The organism is Gallaecimonas sp. GXIMD4217 (genome assembly GCF_038087665.1).
Classification (GTDB): domain Bacteria; phylum Pseudomonadota; class Gammaproteobacteria; order Enterobacterales; family Gallaecimonadaceae; genus Gallaecimonas.
The window spans coordinates 1,861,455-1,878,290 of sequence record NZ_CP149925.1 but is presented as its reverse complement, the minus strand read 5'-3'; the positions used below and the strand labels follow the sequence as shown (position 1 = coordinate 1,878,290).

Genomic DNA, 16,836 nt, shown 5'->3' with positions numbered 1-16,836 from the left:
CCGAACCCTTGCCGCGGCATTGACAGCCTTCCGGCCGGCAACTAAGGGATCCTTCAGGTGCCCTGGAGGAAAGGACCATGCGAATTTTGTTGCTGTTGTGCTGCCTCTGTAGCCTGCCCCTGGGGGCGGAAGAGCCCCTGCGCCTTTTCACCGAACAATGGAAGCCCATCAGCTACACCGAAGGGGGCAGGCCCACCGGCCTGGCGGTGGAGGTGGTGGCGGATCTGCAGCGGCGGCTGGGCAAGGACTACCCCATCGAAGTGGTGCCCTGGGTGCGGGGCTGGAACATGATGCGCCAGCACCCCAACGTGGTGCTGTTCGCCATGACCCGCACTTCGGCCCGGGAGAAGCTGTTCACCCTGCTTGGTCCCATCGCCAGCGGCACCATTGATCTCTACGCGGTCAAGGACAGCGACATCGTCATCAACAGCCTGGATGACGCCAGGCGCTTCAAGCGCATCGGCGTCTATCGCGGCGCCGTGGAAGAGCAGCTGCTGACCGAGCGGGGCTTTACCAACCTGGAAGACACCACCTATCCGCTGCAGTCCGCCAAGAAGCTGATGGTGGGCCGCATCGAGCTCTGGTGCACCACCAGCCTGACCATGCCGAGTCTGCTGGAGCAGGCCGGCTTCGATCAGGACGACGTCAAGAGCCTGTACCAGGTGGCGGATAACCACCTCTACATCGCCTTTTCCCGGGGTACCCCCAAGGCCACCATAGATGCCTGGCAGCAGGCCCTGGAGGCCAGCAAGGCCGACGGCAGTTTCGCCCGCATCTACCAGAAATGGCTGCCGGGCATGACGCCGCCGGCCCGGGTGGAACGCCTGGGCAGCGAGTATTAGTCCTTTCTCACCCAGCCGATGCTGAGTAGGTAGCGGCTGCCCGCTTCCACCCTGCTGACCCAGTGTTCGCTGATGTCCGGACGGAACAGCTTGAGCCGCTCCGTGGCATAAAGGGGATCGGCGCAGTGGAACTCGCCGCCGTGGCGGGCCTTCTTCAGCACCAGGTTGAGCCCACCCTGTCGACATGGGGCGGTATGGCGCTGCCCTCGTTGAAGCGCAGCAGGTAGCAGTCGAAGGGCAGGGGCCAGGTGCCGGTCAACAGCAGCAGCTTGTCGTAGCCGCTTTGCTGGCGGCCCTTTTGCCAGCGCAGCCAGTTCCGCCACGGGCTCATGGCCGGGCCCCCAGGCGCTTCCACAAGGTCTTGAGCAGGTTGGCAAAGGTCACCGGCACCAGGGCCAGTACCCCGTAGCCCTGGTGGAAATCCGGGTTGATGTCCAGGTAGTAGCGGATCTCCGCCTTGTCGCTTTGGCGGAAGCGGGCCAGCTCGGTTTCGTCATACTGGGCCTGGCGGCCGACCCGGCACAGGTGCGGATGCCAGTGGGGCTCGCGGTCCATGACGCCGCACTGCAGGCTCTTGAGCAGGGCCCGGCCGCCGGCGTCCAGTTCATGTTCCGGGTGCGGGAAGATCAGCCCCAGGGCCTTGGCCATCACCCTGTACATGGCCGGGCTGATCATGGTGTCGGCGAAATAAACCCGGGTCAGGGGGTGGCGCAGCTTGTAGGCCAGGGCCTCGGCAATGGAAAACGCCAGGGTCTGGTTGCCGTGGCGGTAGGCGGGCAGGAAGGCCGCCGAGGCGCCGATCAGCACCAGGGGTCGGCCCCGGGTGCAAGCGCGACTGAAGGTCAGCAGGCAGTAGCCCACCAGCTGCCTGCCGTCGTAAAAGAGCTTGAGGCGGCGTTCGAAGGGCCCTTCGCTGAGGAAATACTTGTGCAGGTAGTCTTCCGGGGCTATGCCGCCGAAACAGCAGTCGATGATGGGCAGCAGGGCCCGTTGCTGTTCCTGGCTCAGCCAGTGGCGGGACTGGCGCAGCAGGGTGCTGTGGCTGGGGGTGGCGGTCATGGCTTGTCCTTGCGTTGAGGCCGGACCAGTCTAGCGCCGGCACCAGGGCCAGACAACAGGTGACAGCCGACCCCATGAAAGCCCTTTCCCTGATCCCGCTGGCTGCCAGGGCTACCCCTGCGGCTCGGGCCCCGTCTCTACAGCGCCGCGGTGGACACTGTGGCCGCCACCATTGAAGCCCTAACTGATTGAAAAGCTGAATCAAAGAAAGCGATTTTACCGGCTTGGGGCCTGCCTGGGCGGGCAACTACACTGAGGCTATCCGCCACCCACAGGACCTATCATGAGCCGCACCGAAATCGACTCCATGGGCAGCGTCACCCTGCCCGATGATGCCCTCTACGGCGCCCAGACCCAGCGCGCCCTCGACAACTTCCAGATCTCCGGCCAGGCCATGCCCTGGCGCTTCATTACTGCCCTGGTGGAGATCAAGCGCGCCGCCGCCCAGACCCACGAGGCCCTGGGCTTGCTGGCGCAGGACCAGGCCGAGGCCATCATCGCCGCCGCCGATCAGGTGCTGGCGGAAAAGCCGCGCCAGGCCTTCGCCGTGGACGTGTTCCAAACCGGCTCCGGCACCTCCAGCAACATGAACGTCAACGAAGTGCTGGCGCGCCTGGCCGGGCAGGGGGTGCATCCCAATGACCACGTCAACATGGGCCAGAGCTCCAACGACACCGTGCCCTCGGCCCTGCAGCTGTCGGTGCTGCTGGGCATCGCCAGGACACTGCTGCCGGCCCTGGACAGGCTGTGCCGCACCCTGGAGCAGAAGGCTAAGTCGCTCCAGGACGTCGTCAAGACCGGCCGTACCCACCTGATGGACGCCATGCCCCTGACCCTGGGCCAGGAGCTGACCACCTGGCAGGTGCAGCTGGAGGCGGTGGAGGCCGAGCTGCGCCAGCTGGAGCCCCGGCTGGGCCAGCTGCCCCTGGGCGGCACCGCCGTGGGTACCGGCATCAACGCCCATCCCAGGCTGGCCTCGGGTGTCTGCACCCGGCTCAGCAAGCGCCTGGGGCTGAGGGTGGATCCCCATCCCTGGCCCTTCGCCCAGATGGCCGCCCAGGAGGCGTCCCTGGCCGCCTCCGGCGCCCTGCGCCAACTGGCGGTGGTGCTGATGAAGATCAGCAACGACCTGCGCTGGATGAACTCCGGGCCCCTGGCCGGCCTTGGCGAGATCCGCCTGCCGGCCCTGCAGCCCGGCTCCAGCATCATGCCCGGCAAGGTCAACCCGGTGATCCCGGAGGCGGTGGCCATGGTCAGCGTCCAGGTGATGGGCCTGGACAACGCCAACGCCGTGGCCGCCCAGAGCGGCAGCTTCCAGCTCAACGTGATGCTGCCGCTGCTGGCGCTGAACCTGAACAACATGGTGGACTGGCTGGCCAATGCCTGCGACCATCTCGGCGACAAGGCCATCGCCGGCTTCGAGGTGGACCAGGACAAGATCAACGCCAGCCTGGACCGCAACCCCATACTGGTGACGGCGCTGAACGCCGAGATCGGCTACCAGCAGGCGGCGGCCATCGCCAAGCAGGCCTACGCCGAGGGCCGGCCCATCCTGGAGGTGGCCTTGGAAAAGACCGACATCCCCGAGGCCAGGCTGAAAAAGCTGCTCGATCCCCGAAAACTCTGCAACAAGGACGAAGATTGATGGAATTGGCCTTTGCCCTGGCGCCGGTCCAGGCACTGGAGCCGGAGCGGCTGCCCGAAGACGCCGCCCCCCTGTGGCTGCACCTGGACCGCAACAGGGAGGGCATCCAGCAGCGACTGGAGCGGTATTTCCCGGCCCACCTGGTGGAGGCGGCCCTGGCCGAAGAGGCCAGGCCGCGCTTCCAACTGGAAGAGGGTGGGCTGCTGCTGATCCTCAAGGGCATCAACTTCAACCCCGGCAAGGAGGCCGAGGACATGGTGTCGCTGCGCTGCCTGATCAACGACCAGCACCTCATTACCCTGGCCGGCCAGGGCCTGCGCTCGGTGGTGCGGGTCCAGCAGCTGCTGTCCGCCGGCCCCAGGCAGAAGGACACCTGGGCGGTGCTGGGGGAGCTGATGAAGTCGCTGATCAAGGGGGCGGACGGCCACCTGCACGGCCTGGGCGATGAAATGGGCGAGCTGGAATCGCTCTGGCTGAAGAAAGGCCGCGACAGCCGTACCCGGCTGCTGGTGCTGGAACAGGATCTGCTGGCGCTGCGCCGTTATCTGGAGCCCCAGCAGCGGGTGCTTACCGAGCTGGTGGACGACGGCGCCGAGGAGCTGCCCCGCCAGGCGGTGCGCCTGCTGCTGGAGGTGGACGATCGCATGCAGCGGGTGCTGGATCTGCTGGTGCTGCTCAGGGAACGGGCCAAGCTGCTGCGCGACGACATGGACGCCGCCCGCCAGGTGTCCATGAACCGCATCCTCTACTTCCTGTCCATCATCACGGTGCTGTTCCTGCCCATGTCGGTGGTCACCGGCTTCTTCGGCATGAACGTGGGCGGCTTGCCCTGGCTGGACGATCCGAGGGGCTGGGAGTGGGTGAGCCTGATTATGGTGGCCCTGTTCGGCCTGGGCACCCTGGCAATGTGGTGGCGGCGCTGGTTCTAAGTGGTTATCATTGGCGGCGAATTGATGGCAGATGCCTTTTTTGGAGTCAAAGATGCTGAAACCGAGACAACAGGGAAAAACCGTGGTGAACCGTCCGGCCATGGACCACCAGGAGCCGGCCTATGTGATCCTGGGTGAAGACGAGCTCACCCTCAGCCCTGAGGCCATCGCCGACTTCGGTTGGGAGAAGGGCGATCACCTGCTGATCCGCCCCGAGGGCGCCACCATGCTGGTGACCAACCTGTCTCAGCGCGACGTCAACCTGAGCCGCTTCCACCGCGAGGCCCGCGGCATCTTCCGGGCCCTGGAAGACGAGACCATGCCCCTGCGCCGGGTACGCATCTTCGACAAGGCCAATCTGGTGCAGATCCTCGAGGCCGACGACCACCAGTGCGACGACAGCTGCGAGCACTAAGCCTTCAGGGCTGCCAGTAGCGGGGATCCAGCCCGTAGAACTGGCGTAACTGCTCATAAAGCCGCGGTTCTGCTTCTGCCAGGGCCGCGGCTTTTTCGAAGAATACTTCCGTCACCACCGCAAAGAATTCCACCGGGCTCTGGGCGCCGTAGCCGTCGATGAGGTCGTTCACCCCCAGCTCCACCGCCCGGCAGTGGCGGTCGTAGGACTCCAGGAACACCTGCTGCCAGGCCCTGGCATCGTCCAGGCTGGCCTGCAGCGGCGCACCCGTGGCCTGGCCCTTGGCCTGATCCAGCTGGTGGGCGAACTCGTGGAAGATCAGGTTCTCGCCGTCGAAGGGGTTGGCCGCCGAGCGCTTGCAGCTGGCCCAGGACAACACCACCCGGCCGTCCGGCCAGGACTCCCCCGACAGCCGTTTCTCGCGCACGTCCACCACGCCGCCGGGCAGGTGCAGCTCGTGGGGGGTCAGGAAGTCGTCCGGGTACAGGTAGACGGTGCTGACCCCGGGATAGGCCAGCTCGTCCCGGCCCAGCAGCAGCAGGCAGGCCTGGGCCGCCACCAGGTTCTTCATCCGTTCGGTCACGGTCAGGCCGGCGCAGCCCACGAAGCGGGTACGGGCCAGGAACTGGCTGACTAGCCCCAGCAGCTTGTGCTGCAACTGCTCCGGCAGGGCAGGGAACAGCGGCATGTCCCGAGCCAGCTGGGCACGCTCGGTTGGACCCAAGGCGCGCTCCCGGCTGCGGTAATAGGCGGCCAGCACTTTGTCCCCGGCCAGGAACCAGGCGATCAGCAAAGCGGCGGCGAGAAGCAGGGTGAAGATAGCCAAGCCAAAAATCCTCTAAGTCTTTGACCTGGTTATGGGGACTATGACTCAAGAAAACAACGACCGGCTATGCTTAAAGGGAGTGTTACTCAAGGGGAGACATGATGAAATCCTTGGTCGTCAGCGACTACATGCAGCGCCACCCCGTGGTGTTGATGGAGGACATGAGCATTGCCGCCGCCGTGGAAAGGCTGCTGTCCGTCAAGCAGATCGGCGCCCCGGTGGTGGATGGGGCCGGCAACCTGGTGGGCTTTGCCTCGGAGCAGGACTTCCTGCGCCTACTGCTGGAATCCAGCTATCACTGCGAGCTGGTCGGCAAGGTCTCGGACGTGATGCGAAAAGACGTGCTCTGGTGCGAGCCGGACGACTCGGTGCTGGCCCTGGCCGAACGCATGACCGGCCAGAAACCCAAGATCTACCCTGTGTTGGACGAGGGCAAGCTGGTCGGCGTGATCAGCCGCCGTGACGTGCTTCGGGCCATGGACAGCCAGCTGCACGAATGCTACAAGGCAGGATAGCAAAAGCGGCCCGAGGGCCGCTTTTTTACTGCCCTTAACGGGGGCTGCCGTCGCCGCCCCTGATCTTGCCGCCGCCGCCCTTGCAGCCGTTGGCCATCAGGTAGTCATAGGCGTCCTTGGCCTGCACCAGCCCCCAGCCGAAGCGGTAGTCGTAGCCACCCTCGCCAAGGTCCTGGGCCGATGCCCGCAGGGCCAGGCGGATGTCGTTGGCGCCGCACTCTGGGAAGTGGCTCCAGACCAGGGCCGCCACGCCGGACACATGGGGGGTGGCCATGGAGGTGCCGGACATGTAGCCGTAGTCGGTCATCGGCGCCACCGTCAGGCTGGTGTCCATGCCGGCCTTGGCCAGCAGGGCCAGGCCGTCGGCCTGGCTGACCGAGACCGCCATCAGCGGGCTGCTGCCGCCCAGGGTGCCGCTGAAATTGCCCGGGGCGTTGTTGTAGACGATGGCGCCGACGCCGCCGTCCGCCTGGCACTGGGCCACCTTGTCGGCAAAGCTGATCTCGCCGCGTTCGATCAGGCAGATCTGGCCGCTGACGTCACCGCAGCTCTCGGTGCCCAGGCCGCAATCGGCCAGGGGCGCCGTGACATCGCCAAAGGCGGAGCCTTCCATGGCGTTGGCCTCGTAGCCCATGCCGTCCTGGCTGACACCGGCCATGCCCCCCGAGCCCATGCCCTCGGGCACGGTAGACAGCACCGCCACCCCGGGTGCGGCTATTTCCACCTGGGCGGTACGCTGGGAGAAGTCGGCGTGGTTGCCACCGCCGTCCACGGCCGCCACCGACATCACGCTGTCGTAGGAGGCCGGGTAGGAGTGAGTGGCATTGCCGTCGTTACCGGCGGCGGCGATCAGCAGTACCCCGGCCTTGGCGGCCCTGTCCATGGCCCTGGCTTCCAGGCGGCTTTCCAGGGCGCCCCCCAGGCTCATGGAAATCACGTCGGCGCCGCCGGCGACGCAGTCGTTGACGGCACCGGCCAGATCCGAGGCGTAGGCGAAGCCGCCGCCGTCATCGAAGACCCGCACGATATGCAGCTCCATGGCGCCGGTGGCGTTCACGCCCACCACGCCGATGCCGTTGCCACCGGTGGCGGCTATGGTGCCGGCCACATGGGTACCGTGGCCATGGCCGTCCTGATCCCAGGGGCCTGCGCCGCCGTCCGGCGCGCCGTCAACGGTGGCGTCCGGCAGATCCGGGTGGCCGTAGGCGAAGCCGGTATCGACGATGCAGACCTTCTTGCCGCCCAGGTAGTCGAGCTGGTCGGCCTGGGTCATGGCGATGCCGTAGGGGGAAACCTCCACCGAGGCACTGCCTTCGGCCAGCAGCCGGCGCGGCACGTCCGGATAGAGGCCGGCGATACCGTCCAGCCCGGCCAGGGCCTTGAACTGGGACCTGTCCAGGCGCAGCGACAGGCTGTTGAAGGCGGCCAGATCACGGCGCACCTCTATGCCGTGCGCCGCCAGGGCGGCCTTGAGGTTGTCGGCCTTGCCGGGCTTGTATTCCACCACCATGGGCAGGGGCTCGGCGGCGACGGCGGGCAGGGCGAGGGTGGCGGCAATGGCGGCCGCCAGCAGCGATTGTTGCTTGTTCATAGTGTCACCTTCCTTGATTGGGGCGGTCAGCTGTTGCCGTCTTCGTCGGCGGCGGGGCAGTCATGGGCCTGGACGTTGCCGCTCATGCTGCCCATGTTGGCGTAGCCCGAGAAGGGACCCGAGTCGATGCGGAGCAGGTTGATGATGCCGTGGGTGTCGTAGCTGCGGTTGACGCCTTCGCCGGTATCCATCAGGCAGACGATGCCGCTGCCCTCGCCGGGCAGGGCCGGGTTGGTGGAGCGGTAGTCGAAGTCCACCTGGTACTGGCCTGGGCCGCAGTCCAGATCGCAGACCGGGATGCCGTCGTCCAGGGGGATGTCGTCGCCGCACAGGCCGGCATCGGTGACCCGGGCGTTGAAGCTGACCCCGCCCTGGGCCTGCCAGTCAATGGCGGTCTTGTCCTGGAAATTGGCGTGGCCCTTGACCGGCTTGCCGTTGCAGCGCTGGGCGTTGACGGTAAAGACCGCCTTGCCGTTGCCGCCCAGGGAATTGAGGGTGCCGCCGGCGGTCACCTTGCCGTCCAGCTTCTCGCATCCTGCCAGGGCCGTTATCGCGGCCAGTAGGACCAGGCCTTGTCGAATTGGTCTCATGGATCTCTCCTTGATTATGTGGGTTTTGCTTGTACTGCCACGGGCAGTGCTGAAACTGCCCAAGGCCAACCGCAGCCCAGAAGGGCATGACCCGAGACCTAGCAAGACCTGTTGCAGCGGCTTTGTAAAGAGGGGTTAACAGAGAGTGCTGGTTGTTTTTGAGCGGCGATGGCCGGTTTTTCCGTCACCGACCCCAAGGATGTCGGCAGATCGGCTTGGATTGCGTGCTCATCAGACCATGGGGCAAGCATCGCAAATAGCCCTTTCTTCCTAGGTCGTTGCGGTGGCCGGGCCGCTTTTTTTATGGGGGCCAATCCTTTAGGATCCTGGACTTTCGTCAGTGACCCCAGGTAAACCATGGCCAGCCCCCAGGACCTTCTCGCCAAACTCAATGATGTGATGGGATCGGAGCGCAACCTGCTCAGGCGCCGTATCGAAGGCGTCGCCAAGATAGCCGATCCCAAGAAGCAGCAGAAGGTGCTGGCCCAGGTCGGGAAGGCCGTGGAGGCCTCCATCGCCCGCCTGGCCAGGCGAAAGGCTCGCCAACTGCACCTGGACTACCCGGCCGAGCTGCCGGTGGTGGCGGCCCGGGACGACATCAAGAAGGCCATTGCCGAGCACCAGGTGGTGATCATCGCCGGCGAAACCGGCTCCGGCAAGACCACCCAGCTGCCCAAGATCTGCCTGGAGCTGGGCCGGGGCATCAACGGCCTCATCGGCCACACCCAGCCGCGGCGCCTGGCGGCCCGGGCCGTGGCCGACCGTTTGGCCGAGGAGCTGAGGGTCGAGCTGGGCACCCTGGTGGGCTACCAGGTGCGCTTCACCGATCACACCAACGAGGACACCGCCGTCAAGTTGATGACCGACGGTATCCTGCTGGCGGAGATCCAAAAAGACAGGCTGCTGCGCCGCTACGACACCATCATCATCGACGAGGCCCACGAGCGCAGCCTCAACATCGACTTCCTGCTCGGCTACCTCAAGACCATCCTGGCCAAGCGCCCGGATCTCAAGCTGATCATCACCTCGGCCACCATAGATCCGGCGCGTTTCTCCAGGCATTTCAACGATGCCCCCATGCTGGAGGTGTCCGGCCGTACCTATCCGGTGGAGGTGCGCTATCGGCCCATCACCGCCGAGGAAGAAGAGAAGGATCAGCTCCAGGCCATCTTCGACGCCGTCGACGAGCTGGGCCGGGAAGGGCCGGGGGACATCCTCATCTTCATGAACGGCGAGCGGGAAATTCGCGACACCGCCGATGCCCTGGCCAAGCGCAAGCTCCGCAACACCGAGATCCTGCCGCTGTTCGCCCGGCTGTCGGCGGCGGAGCAGCACCGCATCTTCGCCCCCCACAGGGGCCGGCGCATCGTGCTGGCCACCAATGTCGCCGAAACCTCACTGACGGTGCCGGGCATCAAGTACGTCATAGACCCGGGCACGGCCCGGATCAGCCGCTACAGCTACCGCACCAAGGTGCAGCGCCTGCCCATAGAGCCCATCTCCCAGGCCAGCGCCAACCAGCGCAAGGGCCGCTGCGGCCGCCTGGAGGCCGGTGTCTGCATCCGCCTCTACAGCGAGGAGGACTTCGAGAGCCGGCCCCAGTTCACCGACCCGGAGATCCTGCGCACCAACCTGGGCGCCGTCATCCTGCAGATGCTGGCCATGAACCTGGGCGACATCGAAGCCTTCCCCTTCGTGCAGGCCCCGGACAACAGGTTCATCCGCGACGGCCTCAAGCTGCTGGAGGAGCTGGGCGCCATCGACAACAACCGCAGGCTCACCCAGGTGGGCCGGGAGCTGTCGCGCCTGCCCATAGATCCGCGCCTGGGACGCTGCCTCATCGAGGGCCACCGCCAGGCGGCCCTGAAGGAGCTGCTGGTGATAGTGGCGGCCCTGGCCATCCAGGATCCCCGGGAGCGGCCCCTGGAATCCCAGCAGGCCGCCGACGAGGCCCACAAGCGCTTCGCCCACCCGGATTCCGACTTCATGGCGCTGCTGAACCTCTGGGCCTATGCCGAGGCGCAGCAGGCCGAGCTCAGCCGCAGCCAGTGGCGCAAGCTGTGCAAGGCGGACTTCCTCAACTACAACCGCATGCGCGAATGGCAGGATCTGGTGGAGCAGCTCAAGGATGCCTGCGAAGAGCTGGGCTACCAGCTGGGCCAGCAGCCGGCCGACTACAACGCCGTGCACCGGGCGCTGCTGGCCGGGCACCTGTCCCATATCGGCTTCAAGGACAAGGAGCGGGAATACCTGGGCGCCCGCCAGAGCCGCTTCCTGCTGTTCCCCGGCAACCTGATCAGCAAGAAGCCCAAGTGGGTCATGGTGTCGGAGCTGGTGGAAACCTCGCGGCTATTCGGCCGCACCGCCGCCCGCATCGAGCCGGACTGGGTGGAGCCCCTGGCCGGCGAACTGGTCTCGCGCAGCTATTCAGAGCCCCACTGGGAGAAGAAACGGGCCCAGGTGGTGGCCTACGAGCAGGTGACCCTGTACGGCCTGGTGATCGTGCCCAGGCGCAAGGTCAACTACGGCCCCATCAACCCAGTCGAGAGCCGCGCCATCTTCCTGCGCGAGGCCCTGGCCGAAGGCAACTGGCAGTGCCGGCACCGCTTCTATAAGGACAACCTGGCGCTGATCGCCCGCCTCGAGGAGCTGGAGGACAAGTCCAGGCGCCGCGACATCCTTATCGACGACGACCGCCTCATCGCCCTCTACGACGAGCGCATCCCGGCCCAGGTGGTGGACGGCACCAGTTTCGACAAATGGTTCAGGCAGGCCGGCGAGGCCGAGAAGCAGGCCCTGCAGTTCACCGAGCAGGATCTGCTGGCCCAGAGCACCGATCACGTCACCGAGAACGACTTCCCGGATACCTGGCAGCAGGGCAACCTGCACCTGCCCCTGGCGTACTGCTTCGAGCCGGGCAGCGACCAGGACGGGGTGACGGTGCAGATCCCCCTGGCGGCCCTGAACCAGATAGAAAACAGCGGTTTTGACTGGCAGGTGCCCGGCCTGCGCCGGGAGCTGGTGATGGCGCTGATCAAGGGCCTGCCCAAGCCGCTGCGCCGTCATTTCGTGCCGGCCCCCAACTATGCCGACGCCGCCCTGGCGCGCATGGAGGTGGGCAAGGGCCGCCTGGTCGACGCCCTCAGCGACGAGCTGCGCAAGATAACAGGCACCCGCACCGAGGTGGACAGCTGGGAGCAGGTGGCCCTGGCGCCGCACCTGCGGATGCGCTTCGCGGTGCTGGACGACAAGGGCAAGGTGCTGGCCTCGGGGCGCTGCCTGGACGCTCTCAAGGACCAGCTCCAGGGCAAGGTCAAGGAGACCCTGTCCCAGGCCGCCAGCCCCGGCATTGAGCAACAGGGCATCACCGCCTGGTCCCTGGGCAGCCTGCCGCAGGTGTTCAGCGAGCGCCGCCAGGGCCTGGAGGTGCGCGCCTATCCGGCCCTGGTGGACGAGAAGGACAGCGTCGCCGTGCGCCTCTTTGACTCGCCCCAGGCCCAGCAGGACGCCATGGCCAGGGGCCTGCGCCGCCTGCTGCTGCTGAACGTGCCGTCGCCCATCAAGCACCTGCAGGACAGCCTGCCCAACAAGGCCAAGCTGGGCCTGTACTTCAACCCCTTCGGCAAGGTGGGCGAGCTCATCGACGACTGCATCGGCGCCGCCGTGGACGCCATCGTCTGCGACAGCGGCGGCCTGGCCTGGAGCGAGGCCGAGTTCGACAAGCTGCGCGACGCGGTCAGGGCCGAACTCAACGACCGCGTTCTGAACATTGCCGAGCGGGTGGAGCGGATCCTGGTGGCCCACCAGGGCATCCAGAAGAAGCTCAAGGGCAAGACCAGCCTGGAGCTGGTCAAGGCCCAGGCCGACATCAAGGCGCAGCTGGCCGGCCTCGTCTACAAGGGCTTTGTCACCCGCACCGGCGAGAAGCGCCTGGCGGACGTGGAGCGCTACCTGGAGGCGGTGCAAAAGCGCCTGGAGAAGCTGGCGGTGGATCCCAACCGGGATCGCCTGCACCAGCTCAAGCTGGACAAGGTGGCCGAGCGCATCAGCGAGCTCGGCAACAAGCTGGGCGCCAAGGCGCCCTGGCTGGCCGAGGCCAAATGGATGCTGGAGGAGCTCAGGGTCAGCTACTTTGCCCAGCAGCTCGGCACCCCCTATCCCATCTCCGACAAGCGGATCCTCAATTTCCTGGAGGAAAAGGCGCGCGAGAGCTGATCCCTGCCATACTGTCTAGGAAGGTCAAACGGGGGATAAGTGATGGATAAGGCTGCCTTTTTTGATGCGATCCGCGAGGGCAACGAGGTCCAGGTACACCGGCTGCTGGACGCCGAGGCCGGCCTCAGCGCCTGTCGCACCACAGAGGGGCTCAGCCCGCTGATGCTGGCCCTCTACCATCGTCACGACAGCCTGTTGCCTTACCTGCGCCGCCACTGCGAGCCGGACATCTGGGAGGCGGCGGCCCTGGGCGATTTGACCCGCATCGACGAGCTGCTGGGCAGTGCCGGCGAGCTGGTGGATCTGCTGGCGGTGGATGGCTTTGCGCCGCTGCATCTGGCGGTGTTCTTCGGCCACGCCCAGGCCGCCCAGCATCTTGTCCTCAAGGGCGCCGACGTGGACATCGAGGCCAGCAACCCGTCCAGGGTCAGGCCCATCCACAGCGCCGCCGCCCACTGGGATCATGCCCAGCGCCTGGCCTGCATCGGCCTGTTGATCGGCGCCGATGCCGACATCAACGCCGTCCAGGCCGGCGGTTTCACCGCCCTCCACGCCATTGCCCGCAGGGGGGACAGGGAGAGCTGCGAGCACCTGCTGGCCGCCGGCGCCCTGGATGTCGAGGCCGCCGACGGCAAGCGCCCCTCGGATCTGGCCGACGCCGCCGGCTTTGCCGAGCTGGCGACGCTTATCCGCGGTCGCCTCTAGTCCCTGGGGCGCCAAGGCTGCCGGCCAGACAGGGTTCGCCGTGATGGCGTGGTCCCTCTTAAATGAAAAAGGCGGGTTGCCCCGCCTTTCGCTTTCAATCCCGCCAGTTGGGGACCTTGCCGGTGCAGACCCAATCCTTGCTGCCGTTGAGCACGCCGACGAAATTGTAGTTGTATTCGCCCGAGGCATTGGTGGTGGACCATTTGGTGCTGCGCCCACCGCTGAGGCCGCCGGCACCGCAATCCTCGGTGCCGTCCTTCCTGGCGTTGCACTTGCGCAGGTATACCCGGTGCTGGCAGACGTTGGTGTAGGTCACCACCAGCTTGCCCTGGGTGTGCTCGCTCCAATTTGCTTGGGCCTCAACGCACCAGTTGGGCGGATCCCAGCAACTGTCTTCATCCGGGCTGACCGTATAGGTGGCGGCCGTGGTGGCGGCCGAGAGCAACAGTGCGGTAGTGGTAACCAAAAGGGGGGTCACTTTCATCTTCAACCTCCAGCGGTGAAACCGGTTCACCGGGGTATGTGGATGGCGCCGGGCCGTATGGCCGGCAGAGAAGGGGCCTGGGGAAGGTGACACTGGGGTGCAGTCTTCCTTGACCGAGATCCAGCCTAGTCAGGCATTCGGGATCCGGCAAGCTGTTGCTGTTGAGTGGAGCAAGGCCGGAGCCCGCCCGGGGAGCTAGTCACCGCCACCATCGGCGTCCATGCCGTCGAAGCCGCCGTCCACCAGCCGTGAACGGCCGGGCTGGCTGCCCAGCTGCCAGCGGACATGGCAGTGCCGGCAGAACCGGGTCAGCGGTGCACCCGGCTGCCGGGGCTCGGGGGCCATGGGTGGGATGGCTGCCCGGCATGTTGGGCAACGGAAGCGGTGCAGCCGCCAAGTGGTCCAGCCCTTCAGGGCGGCCACCATCGCCACCAGCCAGGCCGGCTGCGCCAACAGCAACAGGCCAAGGGCGCCCTGGTCCATGGCCCGGCCCAGTTGCACTGCGCCAAACAGCCACAGGGCAAGACCTGCCAGCAGCCCCAGCAGGGTGACGAGGTTGTGGCCGTTGGCTACCCGGGTTGGCGACTGGGCTCCGCTTCTGGTCGGCATCTAGGCCCATCCTGCGCCTGGCGCCGGCGCGGCGGTGATCTTCATATAACTAACTCCTTGTTTGCCAGACCATTTAGACAGGACAGCCAGGCCCATTGTCAAGGGCGGGCCCGGCCCGCTACCCCATTGCCAGAGCTATGCCACACTTGTAAGACCGCCCCGAACCCAAGAGCCGCCATGCCCGCCCAATCCCTGACACTCAAGCGCTGTGAAACCATAGCCCAGGACACCCTGGCCCTGCATTTCGACAAACCGCCGGGCTTTGCCTTCAAGGCCGGCCAGTGTGCCCGGCTGGATCTCGTCGAGCCGCCCGAGACCGATCAGGAGGGCAACCACCGCATCTTCTCCCTGGCCAGCGCCCCCTATGAGGAGGAGCTGGTCTTCGCCACCCGGCTCAGGGACAGTGCCTTCAAGCGGGTGCTGCGCGGGCTGAAGCCGGGGGCCGAGCTGGAGCTGCGGGGCCCCTATGGCGACTTTACCCTGCCCGGCAAGGCCGACACGCCCGTGGTGCTGATCACGGGCGGTATCGGCGTCACCCCGGTGCGCAGCATGGTGCGCCAGGCGGTTCACGACAGGGCCGGGCCGGTGCTGACGGTGTTCTTTGCCAACCGCAGGCCCGAGGATGCCCCCTTTCTTGAGGAGCTCAGCCAGAGCTGCAGCCAGTATCCCCGCTGCACCCTGGTGGCCACCATGACCCAGATGGAAAAGTCCGCTTTGGACTGGCAGGGGGAGCGGGGCCATGTGGACGAGGCCATGCTCAGGCGCCATCTGGATGATCTGCAAGCGCCGTGCTATTACATCGACGGGCCGCCGGCCATGGTCGGTGCCATGCTGGCCATGCTGATCGGGGCGGGCGTCGACGAGGCGCGGATCCGGCTGGAGGAGTTCGCTGGTTATTAAGACAAAAGCCGGCGACTTGCCGGCTTTTTGCTGCAAACGACCCTAATTGGCATGCATCGCTATGGGATTCTGCTGGCGGTCGAAAATCACATATTGGGCGATGTTCTGGCCGGTCATCAAATCGTTGGTCATCTTGTTGAGGTAGGGCTCGGCGTCTTCCGGGCTCGGTGCCCTGCCCATGGCCCCGGCCAGGCTGGCGATGAAGATGAAGTCCCAATCCCTGGAGATCCCGTCTGCTTCACGGCACAGGGAATCGAAATCGGCGATTTCCTCCGGCAGCTTGTCGACACACATGGTCGGGGTCAGGGTGCCGCGGGCGTTCTTCTTGCTCTTGTTGCTCTGCTCGGCCTTGGCGAACAGCAGCAGCAGGCGCTGTGGATCCGGTTGCTCCTTGGCGTAGCCGAGCAGATCGTTGAATTGGCTGATCATGGCGATGCTCTACCTGATGGGTTTAGGCCATTGTAGGAAAGCAGCCGGCCGGCACCATTCCCCTAAGTGGGTAGATGGCTGCGCCAGGCTGCTCCGGTAGGCAGGCCGCTAAGCTCGGCTAGGCGGTCAGGGTCTCGAAGATGGCGTTGTCCCAGGGCAGCTGATCCTTGAGTTCGTCCGCCATGGCGTCGGGGAACACCACTTCGCGGCCCGCCAAGATGCCTTCGCACATGGCGGCGGCAATGGTATCCGGCGTCGCCTTGGCCACATCCAGTCGCTCGGTCATGGCGGTATCCACATAGCCGGGGTAGACCCCCATGACGGTGACCTTGCTGTCCCGGCAGTCCAGCCTGAGACCCTTGGTCAGGAAGTGGGCGGCGGCCTTGGAGGCGCAGTAGGTGCCGAGCTTGTTGACCAGCACGAAGCTGCCGATGGACAGCACATTGATCAGCATGGCCTCGGGCTTTTGCTTGAGCTGGGGCAGGAAGTGCTGGGATACATAATGGGTGCCGTGGAAGTTGACCTTCATTTCAAGCTCTGCCGCCTTGAGGGTATCGGCGTCGCTGAAGGACCTGGCGAACTCCACGCCGGCGTTGTTGACGACGATGTCGGCATCGGCGCATTGGCGGGCCGCGGCGGCCACCTGCTCCTGGTCCGTCACGTCCAGATTCACCGGCACTATCTCGGTAGCGGTGGCGATGGGCTCCAGATCCAGCTCCCTGTCGTGAAGGTAAGTGACATAGACCTTGGCGGCCCGGTGCCGGCAGAGCGCCTTGGTCAGTGCCCAGCCGATGCCGCCGACACCGCCGGTGATGAAGATGTTCTTTCCTGAAATGTCCATGATAAGTACGTCCTTGATGGGGAAGCGGGCGCTACGCGAGCGCAAATCACAGGCCAGCCTAGCACGGCCGGCCCCGGCAGCGACATCATAAATCTTTAATGTAACAAGGGGTTAGGTCATTCTTTCAAGCTGGCCGAGTTCAGCTTCCCGACTTGACCTTGTCGCTCAGGCGCAGGCAGGCGAGGTGCTCATATTCCGGGTCAATGGCGGGGCGGTACCTGCATTATCTCGGTGCCGCCCT

At 65.8% G+C, this 16,836-nt stretch carries 18 protein-coding genes; 8 read left to right on the top strand and 10 right to left on the bottom strand.

All coding sequences use genetic code 11. The features are described 5' to 3' along the window. Nucleotides 1-77: 77 nt before the first annotated feature. Nucleotides 78-842 (top strand): transporter substrate-binding domain-containing protein, encoded by a 765-nt coding sequence (locus WDB71_RS09150; RefSeq protein ID WP_341501279.1) that lies wholly within the window; start codon nucleotides 78-80, stop codon nucleotides 840-842. On the opposite strand, the gene WDB71_RS09145 is transcribed toward WDB71_RS09150, so the two are convergent. Genes WDB71_RS09145 through WDB71_RS09135 form a run of 3 tightly spaced genes read right to left on the bottom strand, consistent with a single transcriptional unit; the run spans nucleotide 839 to nucleotide 1,901 of the window. Then, nucleotides 839-1,003 (bottom strand): hypothetical protein, encoded by a 165-nt coding sequence (locus WDB71_RS09145; RefSeq protein WP_341501278.1) that lies wholly within the window; start codon nucleotides 1,001-1,003, stop codon nucleotides 839-841. The two genes, WDB71_RS09150 and WDB71_RS09145, sit on opposite strands and share 4 nt — an antisense overlap. Further along, on the bottom strand, nucleotides 997-1,173 hold the full coding sequence (locus WDB71_RS09140) for a hypothetical protein (protein ID WP_341501277.1): 177 nt from the start codon (nucleotides 1,171-1,173) through the stop codon (nucleotides 997-999). The genes WDB71_RS09145 and WDB71_RS09140 overlap by 7 nt, the downstream gene beginning before the upstream one ends. After that, nucleotides 1,170-1,901: a hypothetical protein gene (locus WDB71_RS09135; protein WP_341501276.1), complete on the bottom strand. Its 732-nt coding sequence runs from the start codon at nucleotides 1,899-1,901 to the stop codon at nucleotides 1,170-1,172. The genes WDB71_RS09140 and WDB71_RS09135 overlap by 4 nt, the downstream gene beginning before the upstream one ends. 283 nt (nucleotides 1,902-2,184) lie before the next feature. Between WDB71_RS09135 and WDB71_RS09130 the strand changes: the two genes are divergently transcribed. From WDB71_RS09130 to WDB71_RS09120, 3 genes are read left to right on the top strand one after another with little or no spacing between them, the layout of a single operon-like run. Then, a complete protein-coding gene (locus WDB71_RS09130) occupies nucleotides 2,185-3,546 on the top strand; it encodes a class II fumarate hydratase (protein WP_341501275.1) in 1,362 nt (453 codons plus the stop codon). Further along, on the top strand, nucleotides 3,546-4,475 hold the full coding sequence (locus WDB71_RS09125) for a CorA family divalent cation transporter (RefSeq protein ID WP_341501274.1): 930 nt from the start codon (nucleotides 3,546-3,548) through the stop codon (nucleotides 4,473-4,475). Before WDB71_RS09130 ends, WDB71_RS09125 begins: the two co-directional genes overlap by 1 nt. 52 nt (nucleotides 4,476-4,527) lie before the next feature. Next, nucleotides 4,528-4,890, top strand: coding sequence for a hypothetical protein (locus WDB71_RS09120; protein WP_341501273.1), 363 nt, complete (start codon nucleotides 4,528-4,530; stop codon nucleotides 4,888-4,890). 4 nt (nucleotides 4,891-4,894) lie between these two features. Here the strand turns inward: WDB71_RS09120 and WDB71_RS09115 are convergent, their stop codons facing one another. After that, nucleotides 4,895-5,716 (bottom strand): M90 family metallopeptidase, encoded by an 822-nt coding sequence (locus WDB71_RS09115; RefSeq protein ID WP_341501272.1) that lies wholly within the window; start codon nucleotides 5,714-5,716, stop codon nucleotides 4,895-4,897. Nucleotides 5,717-5,817: 101 nt separating this feature from the next. On the opposite strand from WDB71_RS09115, the gene WDB71_RS09110 reads away from it, so the two are divergent. Beyond that, nucleotides 5,818-6,231, top strand: coding sequence for a CBS domain-containing protein (locus tag WDB71_RS09110; protein ID WP_341501271.1), 414 nt, complete (start codon nucleotides 5,818-5,820; stop codon nucleotides 6,229-6,231). 34 nt (nucleotides 6,232-6,265) lie between these two features. On the opposite strand, the gene WDB71_RS09105 is transcribed toward WDB71_RS09110, so the two are convergent. Further along, nucleotides 6,266-7,822 (bottom strand): S8 family serine peptidase, encoded by a 1,557-nt coding sequence (locus WDB71_RS09105; protein ID WP_341501270.1) that lies wholly within the window; start codon nucleotides 7,820-7,822, stop codon nucleotides 6,266-6,268. Between the two features lie 26 nt (nucleotides 7,823-7,848). After that, on the bottom strand, nucleotides 7,849-8,412 hold the full coding sequence (locus WDB71_RS09100) for a hypothetical protein (protein ID WP_341501269.1): 564 nt from the start codon (nucleotides 8,410-8,412) through the stop codon (nucleotides 7,849-7,851). Between the two features lie 399 nt (nucleotides 8,413-8,811). Here WDB71_RS09100 and hrpA point away from each other — a divergent pair, with 399 nt between their 5' ends. Both hrpA and WDB71_RS09090 read left to right on the top strand, forming a co-directional pair. Next, nucleotides 8,812-12,627 (top strand): ATP-dependent RNA helicase HrpA, encoded by a 3,816-nt coding sequence (gene hrpA, locus WDB71_RS09095; RefSeq protein ID WP_341504199.1) that lies wholly within the window; start codon nucleotides 8,812-8,814, stop codon nucleotides 12,625-12,627. Between the two features lie 42 nt (nucleotides 12,628-12,669). Further along, nucleotides 12,670-13,332, top strand: a complete 663-nt coding sequence (locus tag WDB71_RS09090) for an ankyrin repeat domain-containing protein (protein WP_341501268.1) — start codon at nucleotides 12,670-12,672, stop codon at nucleotides 13,330-13,332. A gap of 94 nt (nucleotides 13,333-13,426) precedes the next feature. Here WDB71_RS09090 and WDB71_RS09085 read toward each other — a convergent pair whose 3' ends face one another. Further along, nucleotides 13,427-13,816: a hypothetical protein gene (locus tag WDB71_RS09085; RefSeq protein WP_341501267.1), complete on the bottom strand. Its 390-nt coding sequence runs from the start codon at nucleotides 13,814-13,816 to the stop codon at nucleotides 13,427-13,429. A gap of 195 nt (nucleotides 13,817-14,011) precedes the next feature. Then, nucleotides 14,012-14,425 carry a hypothetical protein gene (locus tag WDB71_RS09080; RefSeq protein WP_341501266.1) on the bottom strand — a complete coding sequence of 138 codons (414 nt, stop codon included), beginning with the start codon at nucleotides 14,423-14,425 and terminating at the stop codon, nucleotides 14,012-14,014. Nucleotides 14,426-14,602: 177 nt separating this feature from the next. Here WDB71_RS09080 and WDB71_RS09075 point away from each other — a divergent pair, with 177 nt between their 5' ends. Continuing rightward, nucleotides 14,603-15,325, top strand: a complete 723-nt coding sequence (locus WDB71_RS09075; protein ID WP_341501265.1) for an FAD-dependent oxidoreductase — start codon at nucleotides 14,603-14,605, stop codon at nucleotides 15,323-15,325. A 42-nt stretch (nucleotides 15,326-15,367) separates the two neighbouring features. On the opposite strand, the gene WDB71_RS09070 is transcribed toward WDB71_RS09075, so the two are convergent. Both WDB71_RS09070 and WDB71_RS09065 read right to left on the bottom strand, forming a co-directional pair. Continuing rightward, entirely contained in the window at nucleotides 15,368-15,754 is a 387-nt protein-coding gene (locus WDB71_RS09070; RefSeq protein WP_341501264.1) for a hypothetical protein, read from the bottom strand. Nucleotides 15,755-15,872: 118 nt separating this feature from the next. After that, on the bottom strand, nucleotides 15,873-16,595 hold the full coding sequence (locus WDB71_RS09065) for an SDR family NAD(P)-dependent oxidoreductase (RefSeq protein ID WP_341501263.1): 723 nt from the start codon (nucleotides 16,593-16,595) through the stop codon (nucleotides 15,873-15,875). Nucleotides 16,596-16,836 lie beyond the last annotated feature (241 nt).

Excerpts from the sequence above, each read along its gene's own strand:
- WDB71_RS09150 (WP_341501279.1), top strand. The coding sequence starts at position 78 with ATGCGAATTTTGTTGCTGTTGTGCTGCCTCTGTAGCCTGCCCCTGGGG.
- WDB71_RS09140 (WP_341501277.1), bottom strand. The coding sequence starts at position 1,173 with ATGAGCCCGTGGCGGAACTGGCTGCGCTGGCAAAAGGGCCGCCAGCAA.
- WDB71_RS09135 (WP_341501276.1), bottom strand. The coding sequence starts at position 1,901 with ATGACCGCCACCCCCAGCCACAGCACCCTGCTGCGCCAGTCCCGCCAC.
- WDB71_RS09130 (WP_341501275.1), top strand. The coding sequence starts at position 2,185 with ATGAGCCGCACCGAAATCGACTCCATGGGCAGCGTCACCCTGCCCGAT.
- WDB71_RS09125 (WP_341501274.1), top strand. The coding sequence starts at position 3,546 with ATGGAATTGGCCTTTGCCCTGGCGCCGGTCCAGGCACTGGAGCCGGAG.
- WDB71_RS09120 (WP_341501273.1), top strand. The coding sequence starts at position 4,528 with ATGCTGAAACCGAGACAACAGGGAAAAACCGTGGTGAACCGTCCGGCC.
- WDB71_RS09110 (WP_341501271.1), top strand. The coding sequence starts at position 5,818 with ATGAAATCCTTGGTCGTCAGCGACTACATGCAGCGCCACCCCGTGGTG.
- WDB71_RS09105 (WP_341501270.1), bottom strand. The coding sequence starts at position 7,822 with ATGAACAAGCAACAATCGCTGCTGGCGGCCGCCATTGCCGCCACCCTC.
- WDB71_RS09100 (WP_341501269.1), bottom strand. The coding sequence starts at position 8,412 with ATGAGACCAATTCGACAAGGCCTGGTCCTACTGGCCGCGATAACGGCC.
- hrpA (WP_341504199.1), top strand. The coding sequence starts at position 8,812 with ATGGGATCGGAGCGCAACCTGCTCAGGCGCCGTATCGAAGGCGTCGCC.
- WDB71_RS09090 (WP_341501268.1), top strand. The coding sequence starts at position 12,670 with ATGGATAAGGCTGCCTTTTTTGATGCGATCCGCGAGGGCAACGAGGTC.
- WDB71_RS09085 (WP_341501267.1), bottom strand. The coding sequence starts at position 13,816 with ATGAAAGTGACCCCCCTTTTGGTTACCACTACCGCACTGTTGCTCTCG.
- WDB71_RS09080 (WP_341501266.1), bottom strand. The coding sequence starts at position 14,425 with ATGCCGACCAGAAGCGGAGCCCAGTCGCCAACCCGGGTAGCCAACGGC.
- WDB71_RS09075 (WP_341501265.1), top strand. The coding sequence starts at position 14,603 with ATGCCCGCCCAATCCCTGACACTCAAGCGCTGTGAAACCATAGCCCAG.
- WDB71_RS09070 (WP_341501264.1), bottom strand. The coding sequence starts at position 15,754 with ATGATCAGCCAATTCAACGATCTGCTCGGCTACGCCAAGGAGCAACCG.
- WDB71_RS09065 (WP_341501263.1), bottom strand. The coding sequence starts at position 16,595 with ATGGACATTTCAGGAAAGAACATCTTCATCACCGGCGGTGTCGGCGGC.